This window comes from Sphingomonas sp. GW821-FHT10F09 (genome assembly GCF_058809195.1).
This window is the reverse complement of the sequence record NZ_JBXASI010000001.1, coordinates 1,451,195-1,467,258: the sequence shown is the minus strand read 5'-3', so window position 1 is coordinate 1,467,258 and position 16,064 is coordinate 1,451,195. Positions and strand designations below refer to the sequence as shown.

General features: G+C 68.8%; 19 protein-coding genes and 1 tRNA gene. 11 read left to right on the top strand and 9 right to left on the bottom strand.

The features are described 5' to 3' along the window. Positions 1–30: 30 nt before the first annotated feature. Both AC1RTO_RS06935 and AC1RTO_RS06930 read right to left on the bottom strand, forming a co-directional pair. Positions 31–2,313, bottom strand: coding sequence for a patatin-like protein (locus AC1RTO_RS06935; protein WP_493160100.1), 2,283 nt, complete (start codon positions 2,311–2,313; stop codon positions 31–33). Further along, positions 2,313–3,020, bottom strand: a complete 708-nt coding sequence (locus AC1RTO_RS06930; protein WP_293875621.1) for an endonuclease/exonuclease/phosphatase family protein — start codon at positions 3,018–3,020, stop codon at positions 2,313–2,315. The genes AC1RTO_RS06935 and AC1RTO_RS06930 overlap by 1 nt, the downstream gene beginning before the upstream one ends. A gap of 232 nt (positions 3,021–3,252) precedes the next feature. Here AC1RTO_RS06930 and AC1RTO_RS06925 point away from each other — a divergent pair, with 232 nt between their 5' ends. From AC1RTO_RS06925 to AC1RTO_RS06915, 3 genes are read left to right on the top strand one after another with little or no spacing between them, the layout of a single operon-like run. After that, positions 3,253–3,960, top strand: coding sequence for a hypothetical protein (locus AC1RTO_RS06925; RefSeq protein WP_493160099.1), 708 nt, complete (start codon positions 3,253–3,255; stop codon positions 3,958–3,960). A gap of 1 nt (position 3,961) precedes the next feature. Then, entirely contained in the window at positions 3,962–5,125 is a 1,164-nt protein-coding gene (locus AC1RTO_RS06920; protein ID WP_493160098.1) for a M48 family metallopeptidase, read from the top strand. 8 nt (positions 5,126–5,133) lie between these two features. After that, positions 5,134–5,727 (top strand): hypothetical protein, encoded by a 594-nt coding sequence (locus tag AC1RTO_RS06915; RefSeq protein WP_493160097.1) that lies wholly within the window; start codon positions 5,134–5,136, stop codon positions 5,725–5,727. An 8-nt stretch (positions 5,728–5,735) separates the two neighbouring features. On the opposite strand, the gene AC1RTO_RS06910 is transcribed toward AC1RTO_RS06915, so the two are convergent. Further along, positions 5,736–5,811, bottom strand: a tRNA-Thr gene (locus AC1RTO_RS06910). A gap of 61 nt (positions 5,812–5,872) precedes the next feature. Next, positions 5,873–7,192, bottom strand: a complete 1,320-nt coding sequence (locus AC1RTO_RS06905) for a replication-associated recombination protein A (RefSeq protein WP_493160096.1) — start codon at positions 7,190–7,192, stop codon at positions 5,873–5,875. A gap of 338 nt (positions 7,193–7,530) precedes the next feature. Between AC1RTO_RS06905 and AC1RTO_RS06900 the strand changes: the two genes are divergently transcribed. Both AC1RTO_RS06900 and AC1RTO_RS06895 read left to right on the top strand, forming a co-directional pair. Continuing rightward, positions 7,531–8,118 carry a PadR family transcriptional regulator gene (locus tag AC1RTO_RS06900; RefSeq protein ID WP_493160095.1) on the top strand — a complete coding sequence of 196 codons (588 nt, stop codon included), beginning with the start codon at positions 7,531–7,533 and terminating at the stop codon, positions 8,116–8,118. Beyond that, on the top strand, positions 8,115–8,405 hold the full coding sequence (locus tag AC1RTO_RS06895) for a DUF2218 domain-containing protein (protein ID WP_493160094.1): 291 nt from the start codon (positions 8,115–8,117) through the stop codon (positions 8,403–8,405). Before AC1RTO_RS06900 ends, AC1RTO_RS06895 begins: the two co-directional genes overlap by 4 nt. Positions 8,406–8,539: 134 nt before the next feature. On the opposite strand, the gene AC1RTO_RS06890 is transcribed toward AC1RTO_RS06895, so the two are convergent. Next, positions 8,540–9,685, bottom strand: coding sequence for a glycosyltransferase family 4 protein (locus AC1RTO_RS06890; RefSeq protein WP_493160093.1), 1,146 nt, complete (start codon positions 9,683–9,685; stop codon positions 8,540–8,542). Positions 9,686–9,756: 71 nt separating this feature from the next. Here AC1RTO_RS06890 and AC1RTO_RS06885 point away from each other — a divergent pair, with 71 nt between their 5' ends. The 6 genes from AC1RTO_RS06885 (at position 9,757) to AC1RTO_RS06860 (ending at position 15,104) form a co-directional block, all read left to right on the top strand. Continuing rightward, the gene (locus tag AC1RTO_RS06885) at positions 9,757–10,455 is read left to right on the top strand and encodes a glutathione S-transferase family protein (RefSeq protein ID WP_493160092.1); all 699 of its coding nucleotides are present in this window, start codon (positions 9,757–9,759) and stop codon (positions 10,453–10,455) included. 104 nt (positions 10,456–10,559) lie between these two features. Next, positions 10,560–11,933 carry a DNA repair protein RadA gene (radA, locus tag AC1RTO_RS06880; protein ID WP_293875506.1) on the top strand — a complete coding sequence of 458 codons (1,374 nt, stop codon included), beginning with the start codon at positions 10,560–10,562 and terminating at the stop codon, positions 11,931–11,933. Between the two features lie 91 nt (positions 11,934–12,024). Continuing rightward, positions 12,025–12,588 carry a CvpA family protein gene (locus AC1RTO_RS06875; protein WP_493160091.1) on the top strand — a complete coding sequence of 188 codons (564 nt, stop codon included), beginning with the start codon at positions 12,025–12,027 and terminating at the stop codon, positions 12,586–12,588. Next, the gene (locus AC1RTO_RS06870) at positions 12,585–13,022 is read left to right on the top strand and encodes an iron-sulfur cluster assembly scaffold protein (RefSeq protein WP_493160090.1); all 438 of its coding nucleotides are present in this window, start codon (positions 12,585–12,587) and stop codon (positions 13,020–13,022) included. The genes AC1RTO_RS06875 and AC1RTO_RS06870 overlap by 4 nt, the downstream gene beginning before the upstream one ends. Further along, the gene (locus AC1RTO_RS06865) at positions 13,015–14,781 is read left to right on the top strand and encodes a cation:proton antiporter domain-containing protein (protein ID WP_493160089.1); all 1,767 of its coding nucleotides are present in this window, start codon (positions 13,015–13,017) and stop codon (positions 14,779–14,781) included. The genes AC1RTO_RS06870 and AC1RTO_RS06865 overlap by 8 nt, the downstream gene beginning before the upstream one ends. Then, complete coding sequence (locus AC1RTO_RS06860) at positions 14,778–15,104, top strand: DUF423 domain-containing protein (RefSeq protein WP_493160088.1); 327 nt, start codon at positions 14,778–14,780, stop codon at positions 15,102–15,104. Before AC1RTO_RS06865 ends, AC1RTO_RS06860 begins: the two co-directional genes overlap by 4 nt. A gap of 28 nt (positions 15,105–15,132) precedes the next feature. Here the strand turns inward: AC1RTO_RS06860 and AC1RTO_RS06855 are convergent, their stop codons facing one another. The 4 genes from AC1RTO_RS06855 to AC1RTO_RS06840 all read right to left on the bottom strand — a co-directional run bounded on the left by AC1RTO_RS06855 (position 15,133) and on the right by AC1RTO_RS06840 (position 16,046). Beyond that, positions 15,133–15,324 (bottom strand): hypothetical protein, encoded by a 192-nt coding sequence (locus AC1RTO_RS06855; protein WP_493160087.1) that lies wholly within the window; start codon positions 15,322–15,324, stop codon positions 15,133–15,135. Continuing rightward, positions 15,311–15,595, bottom strand: coding sequence for an antitoxin Xre/MbcA/ParS toxin-binding domain-containing protein (locus AC1RTO_RS06850; RefSeq protein ID WP_493160086.1), 285 nt, complete (start codon positions 15,593–15,595; stop codon positions 15,311–15,313). The genes AC1RTO_RS06855 and AC1RTO_RS06850 overlap by 14 nt, the downstream gene beginning before the upstream one ends. Then, positions 15,592–15,798, bottom strand: coding sequence for a hypothetical protein (locus AC1RTO_RS06845; RefSeq protein WP_493160085.1), 207 nt, complete (start codon positions 15,796–15,798; stop codon positions 15,592–15,594). The genes AC1RTO_RS06850 and AC1RTO_RS06845 overlap by 4 nt, the downstream gene beginning before the upstream one ends. 122 nt (positions 15,799–15,920) lie before the next feature. After that, positions 15,921–16,046 (bottom strand): hypothetical protein, encoded by a 126-nt coding sequence (locus AC1RTO_RS06840; protein ID WP_293875492.1) that lies wholly within the window; start codon positions 16,044–16,046, stop codon positions 15,921–15,923. Between the last annotated feature and the right edge of the window lie 18 nt (positions 16,047–16,064).

The following is a 16,064-nucleotide window of genomic DNA, read 5'->3' as shown; positions in this document are numbered from 1 at the left end:
GCGGCCGGAATGGCCAGCCTCTGGCGCGGGTCAGCCCACTTCGGTTCGCAGGGTCACGATCAACGCGGCGATCGTGGTCAGCCGCGGTTCCTCTTCGTCGAGGATTGCGCGGAAGGCGGCGCGCTTGATCGCGGCGACGCGGCCGGCCTTCATCCGCACCGTCGCGGGGAGCGTCGACACGCAGATGTCGATCATCCGTTCGGCGCCGTGCAACCGGCCCCACAAATAGTCGTTCTCGCGATAGGCGCGGCTGAAGAAGGCGCCGAAGCTGTTGAACTGGATGCCTTTCAATGTCGCCTCCGCGCCGCCCGAGCGGATCGCCGTGGCGTCGTCCGGCGCGATGCGATCGACCTTGATCGGGTCGAATTCGTCCAGCCCCTCGCCCTGCAGCAGCGGCAGCGTCGCGGTGTCGAAATAGGGGAAGCCGAGATAGGCGAGCAGCAGCGCCCGCCGCGTCGGCCGGTCGAGCGTCGCGAACGCCTCCGCCAGCCGGGTGTCGGTGTCCGCGTCCAGCGCGGTGAGGTCGAGCGTCTGCGCCAGCGCATCGAGCAGCGGCCCCGCATCCGCTTTGCGCAGCCGGCGGACCTGCAACCCCAGATGCGGGTGATCGTCCGCGCGCTGCCGATCGAGATAGGCGGCGAGCGAAGCATAGATCGCCTCGCGCATCGCGCCCGCATCGGTGCCGTCCGCCTCGATCTCGCTCAGCCGGCGCGCCATCAGCCGCAGGCGGCGGATGCGGAACCCGGTGTCGAAGGTGCGCAGGAAATCGATCGTCGCCGCGCTCTCCTTGCCGGAGAAGGACGGCGCGACCCCGCCGAAGCCGCGTTCGGCGATGGCGGCCTCGATCGCCGTGCGGATGCGGCGCCAGCGCTGCTGGCCGGGTTCGCCGCCGACGCGATACAGCAAAGCGGTGATCGCCTCGACGACTCCGCTGAGCTTCAGGTGGCCGTAGGCGGCATAGCTGTAGCCCGCGCGCGTGGCGGCCGCACTCTGTGCGCGGCGGCGCCATGCGACCAGCCGGGCCGGCGTCGGCCGGTCGAGAAACAGGGTGTGGCCGAACAATTGCTCGATCTCTTCCTCGACCGCGGGGCGCAGCGCGGTGACGATTCCCTGCATCCGGTCGATCCGCGCCGACCGGTCGGCGATCGCATCGAGATTGTCGCGGATCGGCTGCTGGCGCGGCAGGTCGCTGAGCGCGCCGAGGATGGTCTGGAAGAAGCCTGGCTTCTCGACGCCCGAGCCGAGGCGGATCTTGATGCCGGGCGAGGGGTCGATGTAGACGAAGCGCCGGTCGATCTCGCGCCGCGCCGGACGTTCCTTGAGCGCGTCGATCGCCGGGCGGAAGGGCGCGTTGGCGAGCACCGATCCGTCGATCAGCACCGCGCGGTCGACCTGGTTGGCGGCGAACTGGCGGGGCAAGGCGCGCTTGAGGAAGTCGGCCCGTTCGGGCCAGGCGATGCCGCGATCCGCCAGCACGCCGTCGAGCTCGCCGACCGTGAACGGCGGGAAGGCGCCGGGAAAGCTCGACGTCGCCCGCGCGGCGAAGGCCAAGTCCGGGATCGCGCCGATCGGGCCGCCGGAGGCATGGTCGGTGAAGCTCAACACGACGCGGTGTTCCGTCTCCATCACCTCGGGCGGCGAATTGAGGCGCAGACGTTCGGGATGGCCGGTGAAGTCGGTGCAGGTGACGAACAGGTCGAGCGGCTGGCCGTCGGGGAGCAGGCGCGGTCCCGCCGCGCTCTTCGCCATCGCATCGAATGCGTCGAGCAGCAGGCCGGTGAAGGTCGCGCCGCCGAAAGGCGGTTCGAACCAGCGCGAGCGGACGAAATGCGACAGCTTGGTGCGGACCTCGTCGCGGGTCGCCTCGTCCAGCGCCTCGACCTTGTCGGCGCTGCGCCCCGCCGCGACCCAGGCGAGCGGCAAGGCCCACATCTTGGAAAAGCGCGACGCGGGCGCCGCCTCCGGATCGATCAGCGCCTCGACATCGGCGGAGGTCAGCCAAAGGTCGGTGAGCGGTTCGAGGCTTTGCCCGGTGGCGATCGCCTGGGCGAGGAAGATGCCGTTGATACCACCCGCCGACGCGCCCGCGATGATGTCGGCGAGCACCCGCACCTTGAGATCGGCGAGCGCCTCGATTTCCTCGATCAGCGCGCGATAGACGCCCTGGCTGCCCCCGGCGGCGGGTTCGCCGGCGTGACAGGCGCGGCTGGCGCGGACCATGCGCCACACCTCCTTGGTGATGCCGTGCATGTAGACCGCGAGGCTGATGCCGCCGTAGCAGACGAGGGCGAGGCGCAGCTCCTTTTCGCGCATCAGGCGGGGGACACCGTCGCCCAGATTGGCAGATGGTCCGACGTTTTGCGCGCGGCGGCACTGGCATGCACGCCGCAATCCGTCACCGTCAGCTCCCGCGATACCATGATGCGGTCGAGCCTACCCACCGGACGGCGCGCATGGAAGCTGGGACCGGTCGTCGCCATCGCATAATCGCGGCAGAAGTCGCGCAGGCAGCCGGCGGCGGCGGTCCATTCGTTGAGGTCGCCCATCAGCACGGTCGGATGCCGGTGGGTCGAGGCATCGACATGCGCCATGATCGCCGCCGCCTGCCGTCGCCGCCACAGCCCCGACAAATCGAGGTGCATGCCGACGACGCGGACGATGCCGGCATCGGTGCGCACGTCCGCCATCACCGCGCCGCGCGGTTCGAGCGAGGGGAGGTGGATCGCCTCCCGGTCGACGACCTGTGCCGATTTGCGCACGAGGATGACGTTGCCGTGCCAGCCCATCGACAGCGCCCGCATGCCGAATTCGACCGGTTTCCAATCGCTGTGTTCGTCGAGCAGATGCGTCGGCAGCACCGATTCGCGCGTGCCGAAGCGGCGGTCCGCCTCCTGCAGCGCGACGATATCGGCGTCGATCTCGCGCAGCACCTCGATCACGCGCTCGGGATTGCGGCGACGATCGAGGCCGATACCCTTGTGAATGTTGTAGCTGGCGACCTTCAGGGAGCGTGAAACCATTGCGGAGGCGTAACGCCGGTCGACGCGATTGGTGCCGGACGAACCGCGCGGTTTGATGGCGAAACGGCGCAAAGTCGCCGGCAAGTCGAGTGCGATCATATGGATAGATGAGCCGGCTTGGCTGCCGTCGCCAACGTGATACCGTGCCGGCGAATCGCATGGGGGCATGTGATTCGGGGGAGACATCATGAGACGGATGGTATGCGCGGTCCTGGCGGCGGTGGTTTCGGCCATGCTGGTTGCTGTTCCCGTGCAGGCGCAGGAGAAGACGGGCATAAAGCCGGGCTTCGAACTCAGGCCGGGAACTGCGCGGATCATCGTGTTGCGCCCGTCGATCAAGGTCGGCGCGCAATCGACCGCGGGGCTGTTCGAACCGAACGCCGACTGGACGGCGCAGGCGCGCGAAAACATCGGTGCGGCACTGGCGCAGGCACAGAACAGTCTCGGCAACACCGTCCGCGACTATGTCGAACCGGTGAATGCCGACCCCGCGATGCTGTCGGAATATCAAGCTTTGTTCGATGCGGTGGCCCAGTCGGTGATCGAATATCAGTTCTTTCCCGGCAATCGCCTGCCCACAAAGAAGCGCGACGGCCAGTTCGAATGGGGCCTCGGCGCCGAGATCGCGCGGCTGCCGGGTCTGGCCGATGCGGATTATGCGCTGTTCGTGACGACCGAGGATCATTTCGGTTCGACCGGGCGCAAGGTGTTGCAGATCTTCGCGGCACTCGCCCGGGTGCCGGTGACCGCGGGCCTCCACAAGGGGTTCGCCGGGCTGGTCGACCTGCGCACCGGCGAACTGGTGTGGCTGAATGCCGATATGCAGATGGGCGGCGACGTCCGCGAGGCGGATGGCGCGCAGAAACGCGTCCGCCAGTTGCTGGAGGGTTTTCCGGGCAAGCCGGCCGAGGCGCCGGTGGCGGTCGCGTCGGCGCACTGACGTGAAGCGGTGGCGGATCGCGGCGGCGGCGCTCGGGTGCGTCGCGATGCCGGTGCAGGGATGGGCGGCGGACAAGGTGCCGCCGTTGCCGCCCTATGTCGCCGCCTATCAGCCGGGCAACGTCGACGAACGCGGCGTGTGGATGATGGCGGACGAGGAGGAACGGCATCTGCGCGACGCCGCCGACGTGATCCGCGACCCCGCGCTCAACGCCTATGTGCGCGGCGTGCTGTGCCGGACGGTGGGGGAGGACCGCTGCAACGCGGTGCGGCTCTACATCCTGCGTGTGCCCGCGTTCAACGCGACGATGAGCGCCAACGGCACGATGACGATCTGGTCGGGCGCGTTGCTGCGGCTGCGCAGCGAGGCAGAGCTGGGCGCGGTGCTCGGCCATGAATTCGGCCATTTCGAATTGCGCCATACCCTCAGCGGCTTTCGCAACCGGCGCAGCGGCAGCGATTTGATGGCCTGGGCGTCGATCCTGATCGCGAACAGCAGTGCCTTGCAGATGAGCACGATCGGCGGCTTCTACGCCTTCGACCGCGCGCAGGAAACGTCGGCGGACATGATCGGCGTGCGCTATCTGGCGACGTCCCGCTATCCCTCCGCCGCCGCGGCCGACGTGTGGGAACGGATTATGGGGGAGGCGGACGCGACCGCGATCGGGCGGCACCGCAAGGCGAACCAGCGCTATGCCGCGGGCTTCTTCGCCACCCATCCCACCAGTCTGGCGCGCGCGACCTATCTGCGCGAGGCCGCGCTGGAGATCGCCGATGGCGGGTCGGCGGCGGGCGATGCCTATCGCGCCGCGCTGGCGCCGTGGCTGCCGACCTTCCTCGCCGATCAGGTGAAGCTCAACGATTTCGGTGGCAGTGAATTCCTGCTCGGACAGCTGGCGGCGGAGGGGTGGACGACGCCGCTGCTGTTCGCCCGCGGCGAATTGTATCGCGAGCGCGGCAATCCGCGCGATCTGGTCAGCGCGGCCGGCTTTTATCAGCAGGCGATCGATCGCGGCGACGCCCCGGCGGAGGCGTATCGCGGGCTCGGCCTGTCGCTGCTGCGCGGCCAGCAGGCCGATCCGGCCAGGGTCGCACTGCGCGAATATCTGCGGCGCAAGCCCGACGCCGCCGATGCCCCGCTCATCGCCACACTGGTTGCTTCATGAGGTTCGTGATGTCTTTTCGCCGCTTCGCCCTGTCCACCGCCGCCGCCGTGCTGCTCGTCACCCCCGCCGTCGCCGGGAACAAGCTGATCCTGCCCGGCGCGCGGATCGCGGTGGCGAAGTCGACGCTGACCGTGCAACCGGCGGCGGAGTGGAACCGGCTCGGCGCGCGGCCGGGCCGCAACGCGGAAACCTGGACGCTGGACGGCGACGCGCTCAACGACCTCACCTTCTATGGAGGGATCGAAAGCGGCAAGACGCTGTTCCGCGAAACCGACAGGAAGAACCAGCCGCTGCCGCAGGTGTCGGCGACGATGCTGGTCACCGACATTCCGGCGCTGGTCGAGAACAGCTATCGTATCGCGCTGGGGACGGCATCGATGAGTATCGGCGCGGTCGAGCCGATCGATTTCGCCGGCGCCAAGGGCGTACGCTTCACCTATGCCTTCGCCCGGCAGGGAGAAACGCTCCGTCGACGCGGGGAGGCGCGCGGGGCGATGATCGGCGGCCGGCTCTACCTCATCACCTATGAGGCGCCGGCGCTGCATTATTACGATCGCAGCCTCGCCGCGGCGCGACAGGTCGTTGACAGTGCGCGATTGTAGGGGAGGTGTGGTGCCGGTTGCAGGAATCGAACCCGCGACCTTCGGTTTACAAAACCGCTGCTCTACCAGCTGAGCTAAACCGGCGTTGGGTCGCCCCATGCGACAAGCGGGGCGACTAGTCCAGAGGGGTCGTGCGACGCGAGCGTCACGGCCGCCGTTCGCGTCGCAGCGCATCCCAATGCGCCAGCCGCTCCTTCAGCCGCGCCTCGAACCCGCGCCCGGTCGGTTCGTAGAAGCGCTGCGGTGCGAGCTCGTCGGGCCAGTAGTTCGCGCCCGAAAAGGCATCCTCGGCATCGTGGTCGTAGGCATAGTCCGCGCCGTAACCGATCTGTTTCATCAACTTTGTCGGGGCGTTGAGGATGTTCGCGGGGGGCATCAGCGATCCCGTCTCCTTCGCCGACCGCCACGCCTTCTTCTGCGCCATATAGGCGGCGTTCGATTTGGGGGCGGTAGCGAGGTAGAGGCAGGCCTGCGCGATCGCGAGTTCGCCCTCGGGACTGCCGAGGAAGTCGTAGGTGTCCTTCGCGGCGATGCACTGGACCAGCGCCTGCGGGTCGGCGAGGCCGATATCCTCGACCGCGGCGCGGGTGAGGCGGCGGAGCAGGTAGAGCGGCTCCTCGCCGGCGGTCAGCATCCGGGCGAGATAATAGAGCGCCGCCTGCGGGTCCGAGCCGCGGATCGATTTGTGGAGCGCGCTGATGAGGTTGTAATGCCCCTCGCGATCCTTGTCGTAGATCGCGACGCGGCGCTGCAGGAAGGTCGACAGGCCGGCGGGGTCGAGCGGTTCGGGCAGGTCGACCGAGAACAGGGTCTCCGCCTGGTTGAGCAGGAAGCGGCCGTCGCCATCGGCGCTGGCGAGCAGGGCGTCGCGCGCCGGCGGGGTGAGCGGCAGGGGGCGATCCTCCAGCGCCTCCGCCCGGTCGATCAATTGTTCGAGCGCGGTGCGGCCGAGGCGTTCGAGGATCAGCACCTGCGCACGGCTGAGCAGTGCGGCGTTGAGTTCGAACGAGGGGTTTTCGGTGGTCGCGCCGACGAGCGTCACCGTGCCGTCCTCGACATAGGGCAGGAAGCCGTCCTGCTGCGCGCGGTTGAAGCGGTGGATCTCGTCGACGAACAGGAGGGTGCGCTTGCCGATCCGGGCGTGGTCGCGCGCCTCGGCGAACGCCTTCTTGAGCTCGGCGACGCCCGAGAAGACCGCGGAGATCGCGACGAAGCGCAGGTCGACCGCATCGGCGAGCAGGCGGGCGATGGTGGTCTTGCCGGTACCGGGCGGCCCCCAGAGGATCATCGACGACAGGCGTCCGGCGGCGACCATCCGCCCGATCGCGCCCTCGGGGCCGGTGAGATGTTCCTGGCCGACGACGTCCGCCAACACGCGCGGCCGCAGCCGGTCGGCGAGCGGCGCATCGGCAGCCGCGGTGTTGGGGGTGGGCTCCGGTTCGAGGCCGGCGAGCAGGTCTGCCATGACGACCAGATAGAGGCGCGCTGCGGTGACGTCACCCCTGCGACCGCCTGCAGGACGATGATGCCCCGACCACCTCGAGCGAAACACTCGCGGTCGGTCGTTCCCAGTTCCGATCGGGTCGGGTGATCTGCGGATCGGGCCATGGCGGGGCGCATACGGGGCTGGCGGGTGGCATAGTCGGGTGCATATCACTGCTCTCGGATAACGACTTCAAAATGGGTTCGTCCGACACGTGCATCAAACGTCATAAAATATATCTTGAGCACTCTTGTGCTGCAGTCTATAAGATATATCTTGATCGCATCGAGATGGGAAAAGGACTCGCGATGTTTGGACATATGGTTGGCCGCGATGGACGCGGCTGCGGGCCGCGCGGCGGCTGGGAGCATTGGGCGGCGCGTGCCGAGGGACGCTTCGAGACGTTTCGCGATTATGGACGCGGCGGTGGAGGCGGCGGCGGGCGGCGGCGGATGTTCGATGGTGGTGAGCTGCGGCTGGTGTTGTTGAAGATGATCGCCGATGAACCGCGCCATGGCTATGAGCTGATCAAGGCGATCGAGGAACTGACCGGGGGCGCCTATGCGCCGAGCCCCGGCATGGTCTATCCGGCGCTGACGATGCTCGCCGAGATGGAGCTGATCGCCGAACAGCCGTCGGAGACGACGCGCAAGCGGTTCGGGGTGACCGAGGCGGGTGCCGCGCACCTGGCGGAGCAGGCGGAGCTGGTCGCGGCGATGCTGGCGCGGCTGGCGGCGGCGGGCGAGCACCGCGCGCGCAGCGACCGCGCGCCGATCCGGCGGTCGATGCGCAACCTGCGCGACGTGGTGATGGAGCGGCTGGAAAGCGGCGATTTATCCGACGACGCGGTGCATGAGGTGAGCGCGATGATCGATGCGGTCGTCCAGAAGATCGAGCGGCTGAAGTGAGCGTCTCCGTCGCACGGGTGCCGACCGGATCGGCGAGCCGCTACCTCCAGCAACTCGCCAAGCACTGGAGCCACCAGATGGAGGTGACCTTCACCGCGGAGGAGGGGACGATCGCCTTTCCCAACGGATCGCGGCTGGAGATGAAGGCGGACAGCGCGACGCTGGACGTGGTGCTGCACGTGCCGGACGGCGAGGACGTCGAGCGGATGCGCGGCGTGGTGGCGAGCCACCTCGACCGGTTCGCGTTCCGCGAAGCGCCGCTGACCTTCGACTGGCGGGAGGGCTAGGGGGCTTCCCCCGTCATGGCGGATAGGATGCGGCACCCGATGACCAGGCGCAACGGAGGAACCCGGGCCGGGTCCGGGATGACGGTGCGCTTTCGGGGCAATCGCGGACCTGGCCTCCCCTCGGGCTTCGACGGTTATCGGCAGGGGTGCAGCTGCAGATAGGTGTCGAGCACGGTCTGGTTGGCGGTGTCCCAGCGATAGCCGTCCGCCCGTGCCGCACCGGCGGCGGCCATGGCATGCTTGAGGGCGGGATCGGCGACGATGCGGGCGATGGCGTCGGCATAGCCGGCGACGTCGGTCGGTTCGACGAGGAAGCCGGTGACGCCGTCCTCGACCAGATCGACCGCGCCGGTCGCGCGCGCGGCGACGACGGGGACGCCCGCCGCCATCGCCTCGGTCGTCACGTTGCCGAACGTCTCGGTGATCGACGGGTTGAAGAACACGTCCATCGACGCGACCGCGCGGCCGAGGTCGTTCCCCGACTGGAAGCCGGCGAAGATCGCGCCCGGCGCCTGTTCGGCGAACCAGTCCTGCGCCGGCCCCTTGCCGACGACGAGCACCTTGTGGGGGACGCCGCGGCGGGTGAGATGTTTGACGACGTCGGCGAAGACGTCGAGGCCCTTTTCCTTCACCAGCCGGCCGAGGAAGCCGATCGCGATCTCGTCGTCGGCGATGCCGAGGCTGCGGCGCCACGCATCGTCCCGACGCGCCGGCTTGAAGCGGTCGTGATCGATCCCGCGCGACCAGATGGTGATCGGCGTGGTGACGCCCCAGTCCCGCAACAGCGCGCCCATGCTCGGGCTCGGCGGCATGACGCGGTCCACCCGGTTGTAGAAGCGGGTCATGATCGCCTTGATGACCGGCTCGACGAAGCCGATGCGATAATAGCGGAAATAGGTTTCGAAGCGGGTATGGAACGAGGCGACGCTGGGGATGCCCTGCCGGCGTGCCCAGCTGACCGCGCCATGGTTGAGCAGGTCGGGGGCGGAGACGTGGACGATGTTGGGCGCAAACGCCTCCAGATCGGCGCGGGTGGCGGCGGGCAGATAGCGCGCCAGCCGATATTCCTCGCGCCCTGCCGGCATCGGGATCGCCGGGACCGAGACGAGGTCGCCAACCGGGGCGAAGGCCGGGCGTTCGGTGGTCGGCGAATAGACGCGCACCGCGACGCCATGGGCGAGCAGGTGGCGCACGAGCAGGTTCAGCGCCTGATTGGCGCCGTCGCGGGTGTAATTGTAATTGCCGCTGAACAGCGCGACACGAAGGTCTGAAGGTTGCATGCTGGCGCGGGCCATAGCGTCGCGAATGTGGCGTGGCTATGTCGGGTGCTTCCACGACGGAGGCTATCTTCATGACCGATCTGTCCGCCTTTCCGATCAGCGAACGCTGGCCGGCACAGCATCCCGATCGCCTGCAACTCTATTCGCTGCCGACGCCCAACGGGGTGAAGGTGTCGATCATGCTGGAGGAGACCGGGCTGCCCTACGAGGCGCACAAGGTCGACTTCGCGCGCGACGACCAGAAATCGCCGGCGTTCCTGTCGCTCAATCCCAATGGCAAGATCCCCGCGATCGTCGATCCCAACGGACCCGGCGGCGCGCCGTTCGGCCTGTTCGAGAGTGGCTCGATCCTGCTGTACCTCGCGGACAAGACGGGCCGGTTCGTGCCGATCGATCCGGCGGGACGCTGGCGGGCGATCCAGTGGCTGATGTTCCAGATGGGCGGCGTGGGGCCGATGTTCGGGCAGGTCGGCTTCTTCCACAAATTCGCCGGCGCGGACTTTGAGGACAAGCGGCCGCGCGACCGTTACGTCGCCGAGGCGGCACGGCTGCTGGGGGTGATGGACGCGGCGCTCGACGGGCGCGACTGGTTCCTCGGCGACGATTATTCGATCGCCGACATTGCAATGCTGGGCTGGGTCAATGGATTGACTGGGTTCTACGGCGCGGGCGATCTGGTCGGGTTCGAACGGTTCGGTAACGTGAGGGCTTGGCTGGAGCGCGGGCTGGCGCGGCCGGCGGTGCAGCGGGGGTTGAAGATCCCGGGGTGATCGGGGGGAGGGCGACGTCTGTCGACGGGGCCCCGGCCGATCCGGCGTAGCCCGCAGTCGGTTTTCTGTTCCCCTCCCGTTCTCGTTGGGCTAGGGTCTCGCGCATGGCAAAACCCCAGAAGCGTTACGTGTGTCAGGCATGCGGATCGGTGTCGCCGCGCTGGGCGGGGCAGTGCGGCGATTGCGCGGAATGGAACACGATGGTCGAGGAGGCGGGCGCGGTGGTGACGCCGTTTCAGGCCAAGCACGACCTGCGCACCGGCGGACGGACCGTGCAGCTGGTCGGGCTGGACGCCGACATCGTGCTGCCCGAGCGGATGGCGACGGGGATCGCCGAACTCGATCGCGCGCTGGGCGGCGGCTTTGTCGAGGGGTCGGCGACGCTGATCGGTGGCGACCCCGGGATCGGCAAGTCGACCCTGCTGTTGCAGGCGGCAGCGAAGCTGGCGCTGGCCGGGCGCAGCGTCGCCTATGTCTCGGGCGAGGAGGCGGCGGATCAGGTGCGGCTCCGTGCGCGGCGGCTGGGGCTGGGCAATGCACCGGTGCAGCTCGCCGCGGCGACCTCGACCCGCGACATCCTGACGACGCTGTCGCTGGGGCCGCCGCCGGCGCTGCTGGTGATCGATTCGATCCAGACGATGCATTCCGACCTGATCGAGGGTGCGCCGGGGACGGTGAGCCAGGTCCGCGCGTCGAGCCAGGAGCTGATCCGCTTCGCCAAGGAACGCGGCACCGCGCTGGTGCTGGTGGGCCATGTCACCAAGGACGGGTCGATCGCCGGGCCGCGCGTGCTCGAACATATGGTCGACACGGTGCTGGCGTTCGAGGGCGAGCGCAGCCACCAGTATCGCATCCTGCGCGCGATCAAGAACCGCTTCGGCGGGACCGACGAGATCGGTGTCTTCTCGATGCAGAGCGAGGGGCTGGAGGAAGTGTCCAACCCGTCCGCGCTGTTCCTGACGCAGCGCGACGAGGGGGTGACGGGGACGACGGTGTTCCCCGCGCTGGAGGGGACGCGGCCGGTGCTGGTCGAGATCCAGGCGCTGGTCGTGCGGCTGGCGAGCGGGGCGACGCCGCGGCGCGCGGTGGTCGGCTGGGACAGCGGCCGGCTGGCGATGATCCTTGCGGTGCTCGAGGCACGGTGCGGGCTGAGCTTTTCCAGCGCCGAAGTCTATCTCAACATCGCCGGCGGCTATCGCGTGCAGGACCCGGCGGCGGACATGGCGGTCGCGGCGGCGCTGATCTCGGCGCTGTCGGAGCGGCCGGTGCCGGTGGATGCGGTGGCCTTCGGCGAGGTGGCGCTGTCGGGCGAAGTGCGCCCGGTCGCGCATGGCGCGCTGCGGCTGAAGGAGGCGGCGAAGCTGGGGTTCGAGCGGGCGCTGGTGCCGGCGGCGGTGGCGAAGGACGACAGCCCGTTGCGGCTGACGGGGTTTCGCACGCTGGGGCAGTTCGTGGACCATATGCTGGGGCGGGGGTGAGGCGCGACCCGGTTCGCTCCGTCAGCGATCGGATGGCGATCTGCATGCCCGGGACTAGCCGCAGCGCCCGTGCATCCCTATTCCCCCCATCATGGGGCTGACCGCACTGGACATGATCGTACTCGTCGCCGTGGGCGGCGCGGCATTGATGGGGCTGAAGCGCGGCTTCGTTACCGAGGTGCTGTCGCTGTTCGCCTGGGTGGCGATCGTCGCGATGCTCAAGCTGTTCCACGTCGCGCTCGCCGCGCGGCTGTCGGGCGTGATCGGCACGCCGTCTGGCGCGGCGGTGGCGGCGTTCGCGGTGATCGCGGGCGGCACCTATCTGGGCGGCAAGCTGGTCGCCAATGCGATCGGCAAGCGGACGCGGCAGTCGATCCTGGGGCCGGTCGATCGCGCGCTGGGCTTCGGCTTCGGCGCGTTGAAGGGGCTCATCATCGCCAGTCTTGGCTTTCTGGTCGCGGCGCTGCTGGTCGATACCGCGCGCGGTGGGCCGGCGCGGCGACCGGCATGGATGACCGATTCGCGCAGCTACAATCTGCTCAACGCGACGAGCGCGGGGATCGCCGATTTCGTTGACCGCCGCCGGCGCGGCCAGCCGGTGTTCGGCTCGCGGCAAAGCCTCGAGCGACCCGACAATGCGAGTGGCCAGCCATGAACGCCCCCCTGTACAATGCCGAGATCCTGCGGCTGGCGGCGTCGATCCCGCATCATGCGCGGCTCGAACATGCGGCGGCGACCGCCGAAAAGCGCTCGCCGATCTGCGGCAGCCGGGTGACGGTGGACGTCGGCGTCGACGACGATGGCCGGGTGAGCGAGGTCGGGCTGCTGGTCCGGGCCTGCGCGCTGGGGCAGGCGTCGTCGTCGCTGCTCGCCGCGCAGATCCTCGGCAAGACGCCCGAGCAACTGGCCGACGCGCGCGATGCGCTGACCGCCTGGCTGGCGGGGGAGGGCGCGATGCCGGACTGGCCCGGGATCGGCGTGTTCCAACCGGCGCTGACCTATAGCGCGCGACATCCCTCGATCCGGCTGGCGTTCGAGGCGGCGACCGAGGCCGCATTCGCTGCCCGCGAGGCACGCGCGCATGCATGAGGCGGCCGAGGGCGTGTCGATGCTGCGCGACGGGATGATCCTGCTCGGCTTCGGCCTCGCCTTCGTCCTGTTGTTCCGCAAGCTGGGGCTGGGTGCGACGCTGGGGTTCCTCGTCGCGGGCGCGGTGGTGGGGCCGCATGTGCTCGGCCTCGTCGGCGATGCCGAATCGAAGATGGGCATCGCCGAACTCGGCATTACCTTGCTGCTGTTCGTCGTCGGGCTGGAGCTCAATCCGACGCGGCTGTGGCGGATGAAGCAGGAGATATTCGGGCTGGGGCTGTTGCAGGTCGTCGCTTGCGGCCTCGCGATCACCGCGGTGGTGTGGGGGCTGGCGCGCTTCTCCGTCCCGGCGGCGTTCGCGCTGGGCTTGCCGCTGGCGCTGTCGTCGACCGCGCAGGTGCTGCCGATGCTGCAATCCTCGGGCCGGATGCGGACGCCGTTCGGGGAGCGGGCGTTCTCGATCCTGCTGTTCCAGGACCTGTCGATCGTGCCGCTCATCACGATCGTCGCGGCGATGAGCCGCAATCCCGCGGACGCCAACGGCCCGCCGGGGTGGTTGCTTGCAGTCTATACCCTGCTCGCGGTGGCGGGACTGATCCTTGCCGGGCGGTTCCTGCTGCGGCCGCTGTTCCGGCTGATCGGCAATCTCGGCGAGCGCGAGATGTTCGTGTTCGCCGCGCTGTTCACGGTCATCGCCAGCGCGGCGCTGATGGAATCGCTGGGGCTGTCGACCGCGCTCGGCGCGTTCATCGCGGGCGTGATGCTGGCGGACAGCCCGTACCGGCACGAGCTGGAGGCGGATGTCGATCCGTTCCGGTCGATCCTGCTCGGCCTGTTTTTCCTCGCCGTCGGTATGCTGCTGAACCTGCAGGCGATCGCTGACCGGCCGCTGTTCGTGCTGTCGATGGCGCTGGCGCTGATCGCGACCAAGACGGCGGTCATCACCCTGATCGGCATGGCGTTCAAGATGACGTGGCGCAGCGCGCTGGCGCTGGGGCTGCTGTTGAGCCAGGGCGGCGAATTCGGCTTCGTGCTGTTCGCGCAGGCGCAGGCCGGGTTCCTCGTCGCACCGGAGGCGGCGAGCCTGTTCGGGGCGATCATCACGCTCTCGATGGCGACGACGCCGTTCCTGATGGGCGCGACCAAGCGGTTCCGCGAGGAGCCGGTCGCCAAGGACCAGGCGCGCGACGGGCCAAAGGCGGACGGGGCGAATGCGATCATCGTCGGCTATGGGCGGTTCGGCCAGACGGTCGGCCAGATGCTGCTGGCGCAGGACATTCCGGTGACGCTGATCGACACCGATATCGAGATAATCGACATCGCCGGGGAATTCGGCGCCAAGGTCTATTATGGCGACGGCACCCGGGTCGACCTGTTGCGGCAGGCGGGCGCGGCGGAGGCGGAGCTGATCCTGTTCTGCATCGACGGCGACCAGATCGAGCCGGACACGCTGGAGGGCGTGCACGAGGCGTTCCCGGACGCTGCGATCTACGTGCGCGCCTATGACCGGCGCTCGCTCATCAAGCTCAAGAAGACGTCGGCGGTCTATGTCGTGCGCGAGGTGCTCGAATCGGCGGTGAAGATGGCGCGGGTCGCGATGCGCGACCTCGGCATCGCCGGCGCCGACATCGATCGCGCCGAGGAAAAGTACCGGTCGCGCGACAAGGAACGGCTGCGCATCCAGATCGAGGCGGGCGACATTCGCGCGGCGCGGTCGATGGTGGCGGAGCAGCAACCCTGGGGGAACGACCCGCGATGATCCTCGGTATTCTGGCGGCGCTGTCCGGCGCGATCGCAGTCGCGGCGGGCGCGTTCGGCGCGCATAGCGCGAGCGGCGTCGCGCAGGAATGGCTGAAGACCGGCGGGCAGTATCAGCTGATCCATGCGGTCGCGGCGCTGGTGGCGTTGCGGATGAACGCGCCCGGGGCGGGCTGGCTGTTCGTGGTCGGCGGCGCGCTGTTCGCGGGGACGCTCTACGCGATGGCGCTGGGCGCGCCGCACTGGCTCGGCGCGATAACGCCGATCGGCGGCGCGGCGCTGATCGGCGGATGGCTGTGGCTGGCCTGGACGCTGCGGCACTGATCCTGCCGGTCGCCGGCGCCGCGTGGCGTCAGAGGCGCAGGTGCAACCGTTTCATCATCAGCATCACCGCATCCGTATCGCGTCCGAGCTTTTCGGCGATGCGGTCGATCGTATCCCCGGCACCGAGCGCCTGACGCAACGCGGTGATGTCGCCCTGCGTCCAGCGGCGATGGACGGGCGGCAGATCGGCGGTGTCCATGCCGTCGTCAGGCCTGCGCACCGGTGGCCAGATCGGCCAGCGCACGCTCGACCCGGGCGAGGCCGACATCGCTGGCGATCGCCAGATCGAGCGGGCGGGCGCCGAGCTGGGGATGATCGGCGTTGAGGAAGGCCATCACCCGATCGCGGTCGCCCAGCGTCGTCCAGGCGAGCGACATGACGCGGGCCTGTCGTGCGGCGTCGAGCCGCGGCATCGGCGGGCGCGATTTGCGGAAGACGCGGCCGGGCTTGCTCCGGACGGCGGGAACGGCGTCGTCGACGGGCGTGCTCAACTGACGCGCGCCGCGGACATGGCGGAGCCGCCGCTCGCCGCACGCAGGCGGGCGATGCGGGTCGCATAGCCGGCGGTCAGGCCACGATGTGCCGCGCGTGCTTCGCTGGACGATGCGTCGGTCGACGCCACCAGCGACAGCTGATGACGATGGAAGAGATAGTTGAGATCGATGATGCATCTCCCGGCCGTAAGCGGGAGCACGATGGTCTCTCAGCCGGAGGCGCCTACGATCGGTTGCCTGCGATGGATCGCATATAGGCGCGGACGGGGTCGATGATAAGGGCGCGATGCGGGTGCGCCGCGGGATGCGACGCACGCGATCGTCATTTGCGGATCGTGACCATGGCGACGGGATTGTCCTTGGTCGAGGCGTTGGCGGCGATCGTCTTCGCCTTTTCCGCCTTGGGTTTGCGGACTTCCTTGTTCGACTTGCGCTGGCTTTTGGCCATCGGCTTCATCCTTCGGGG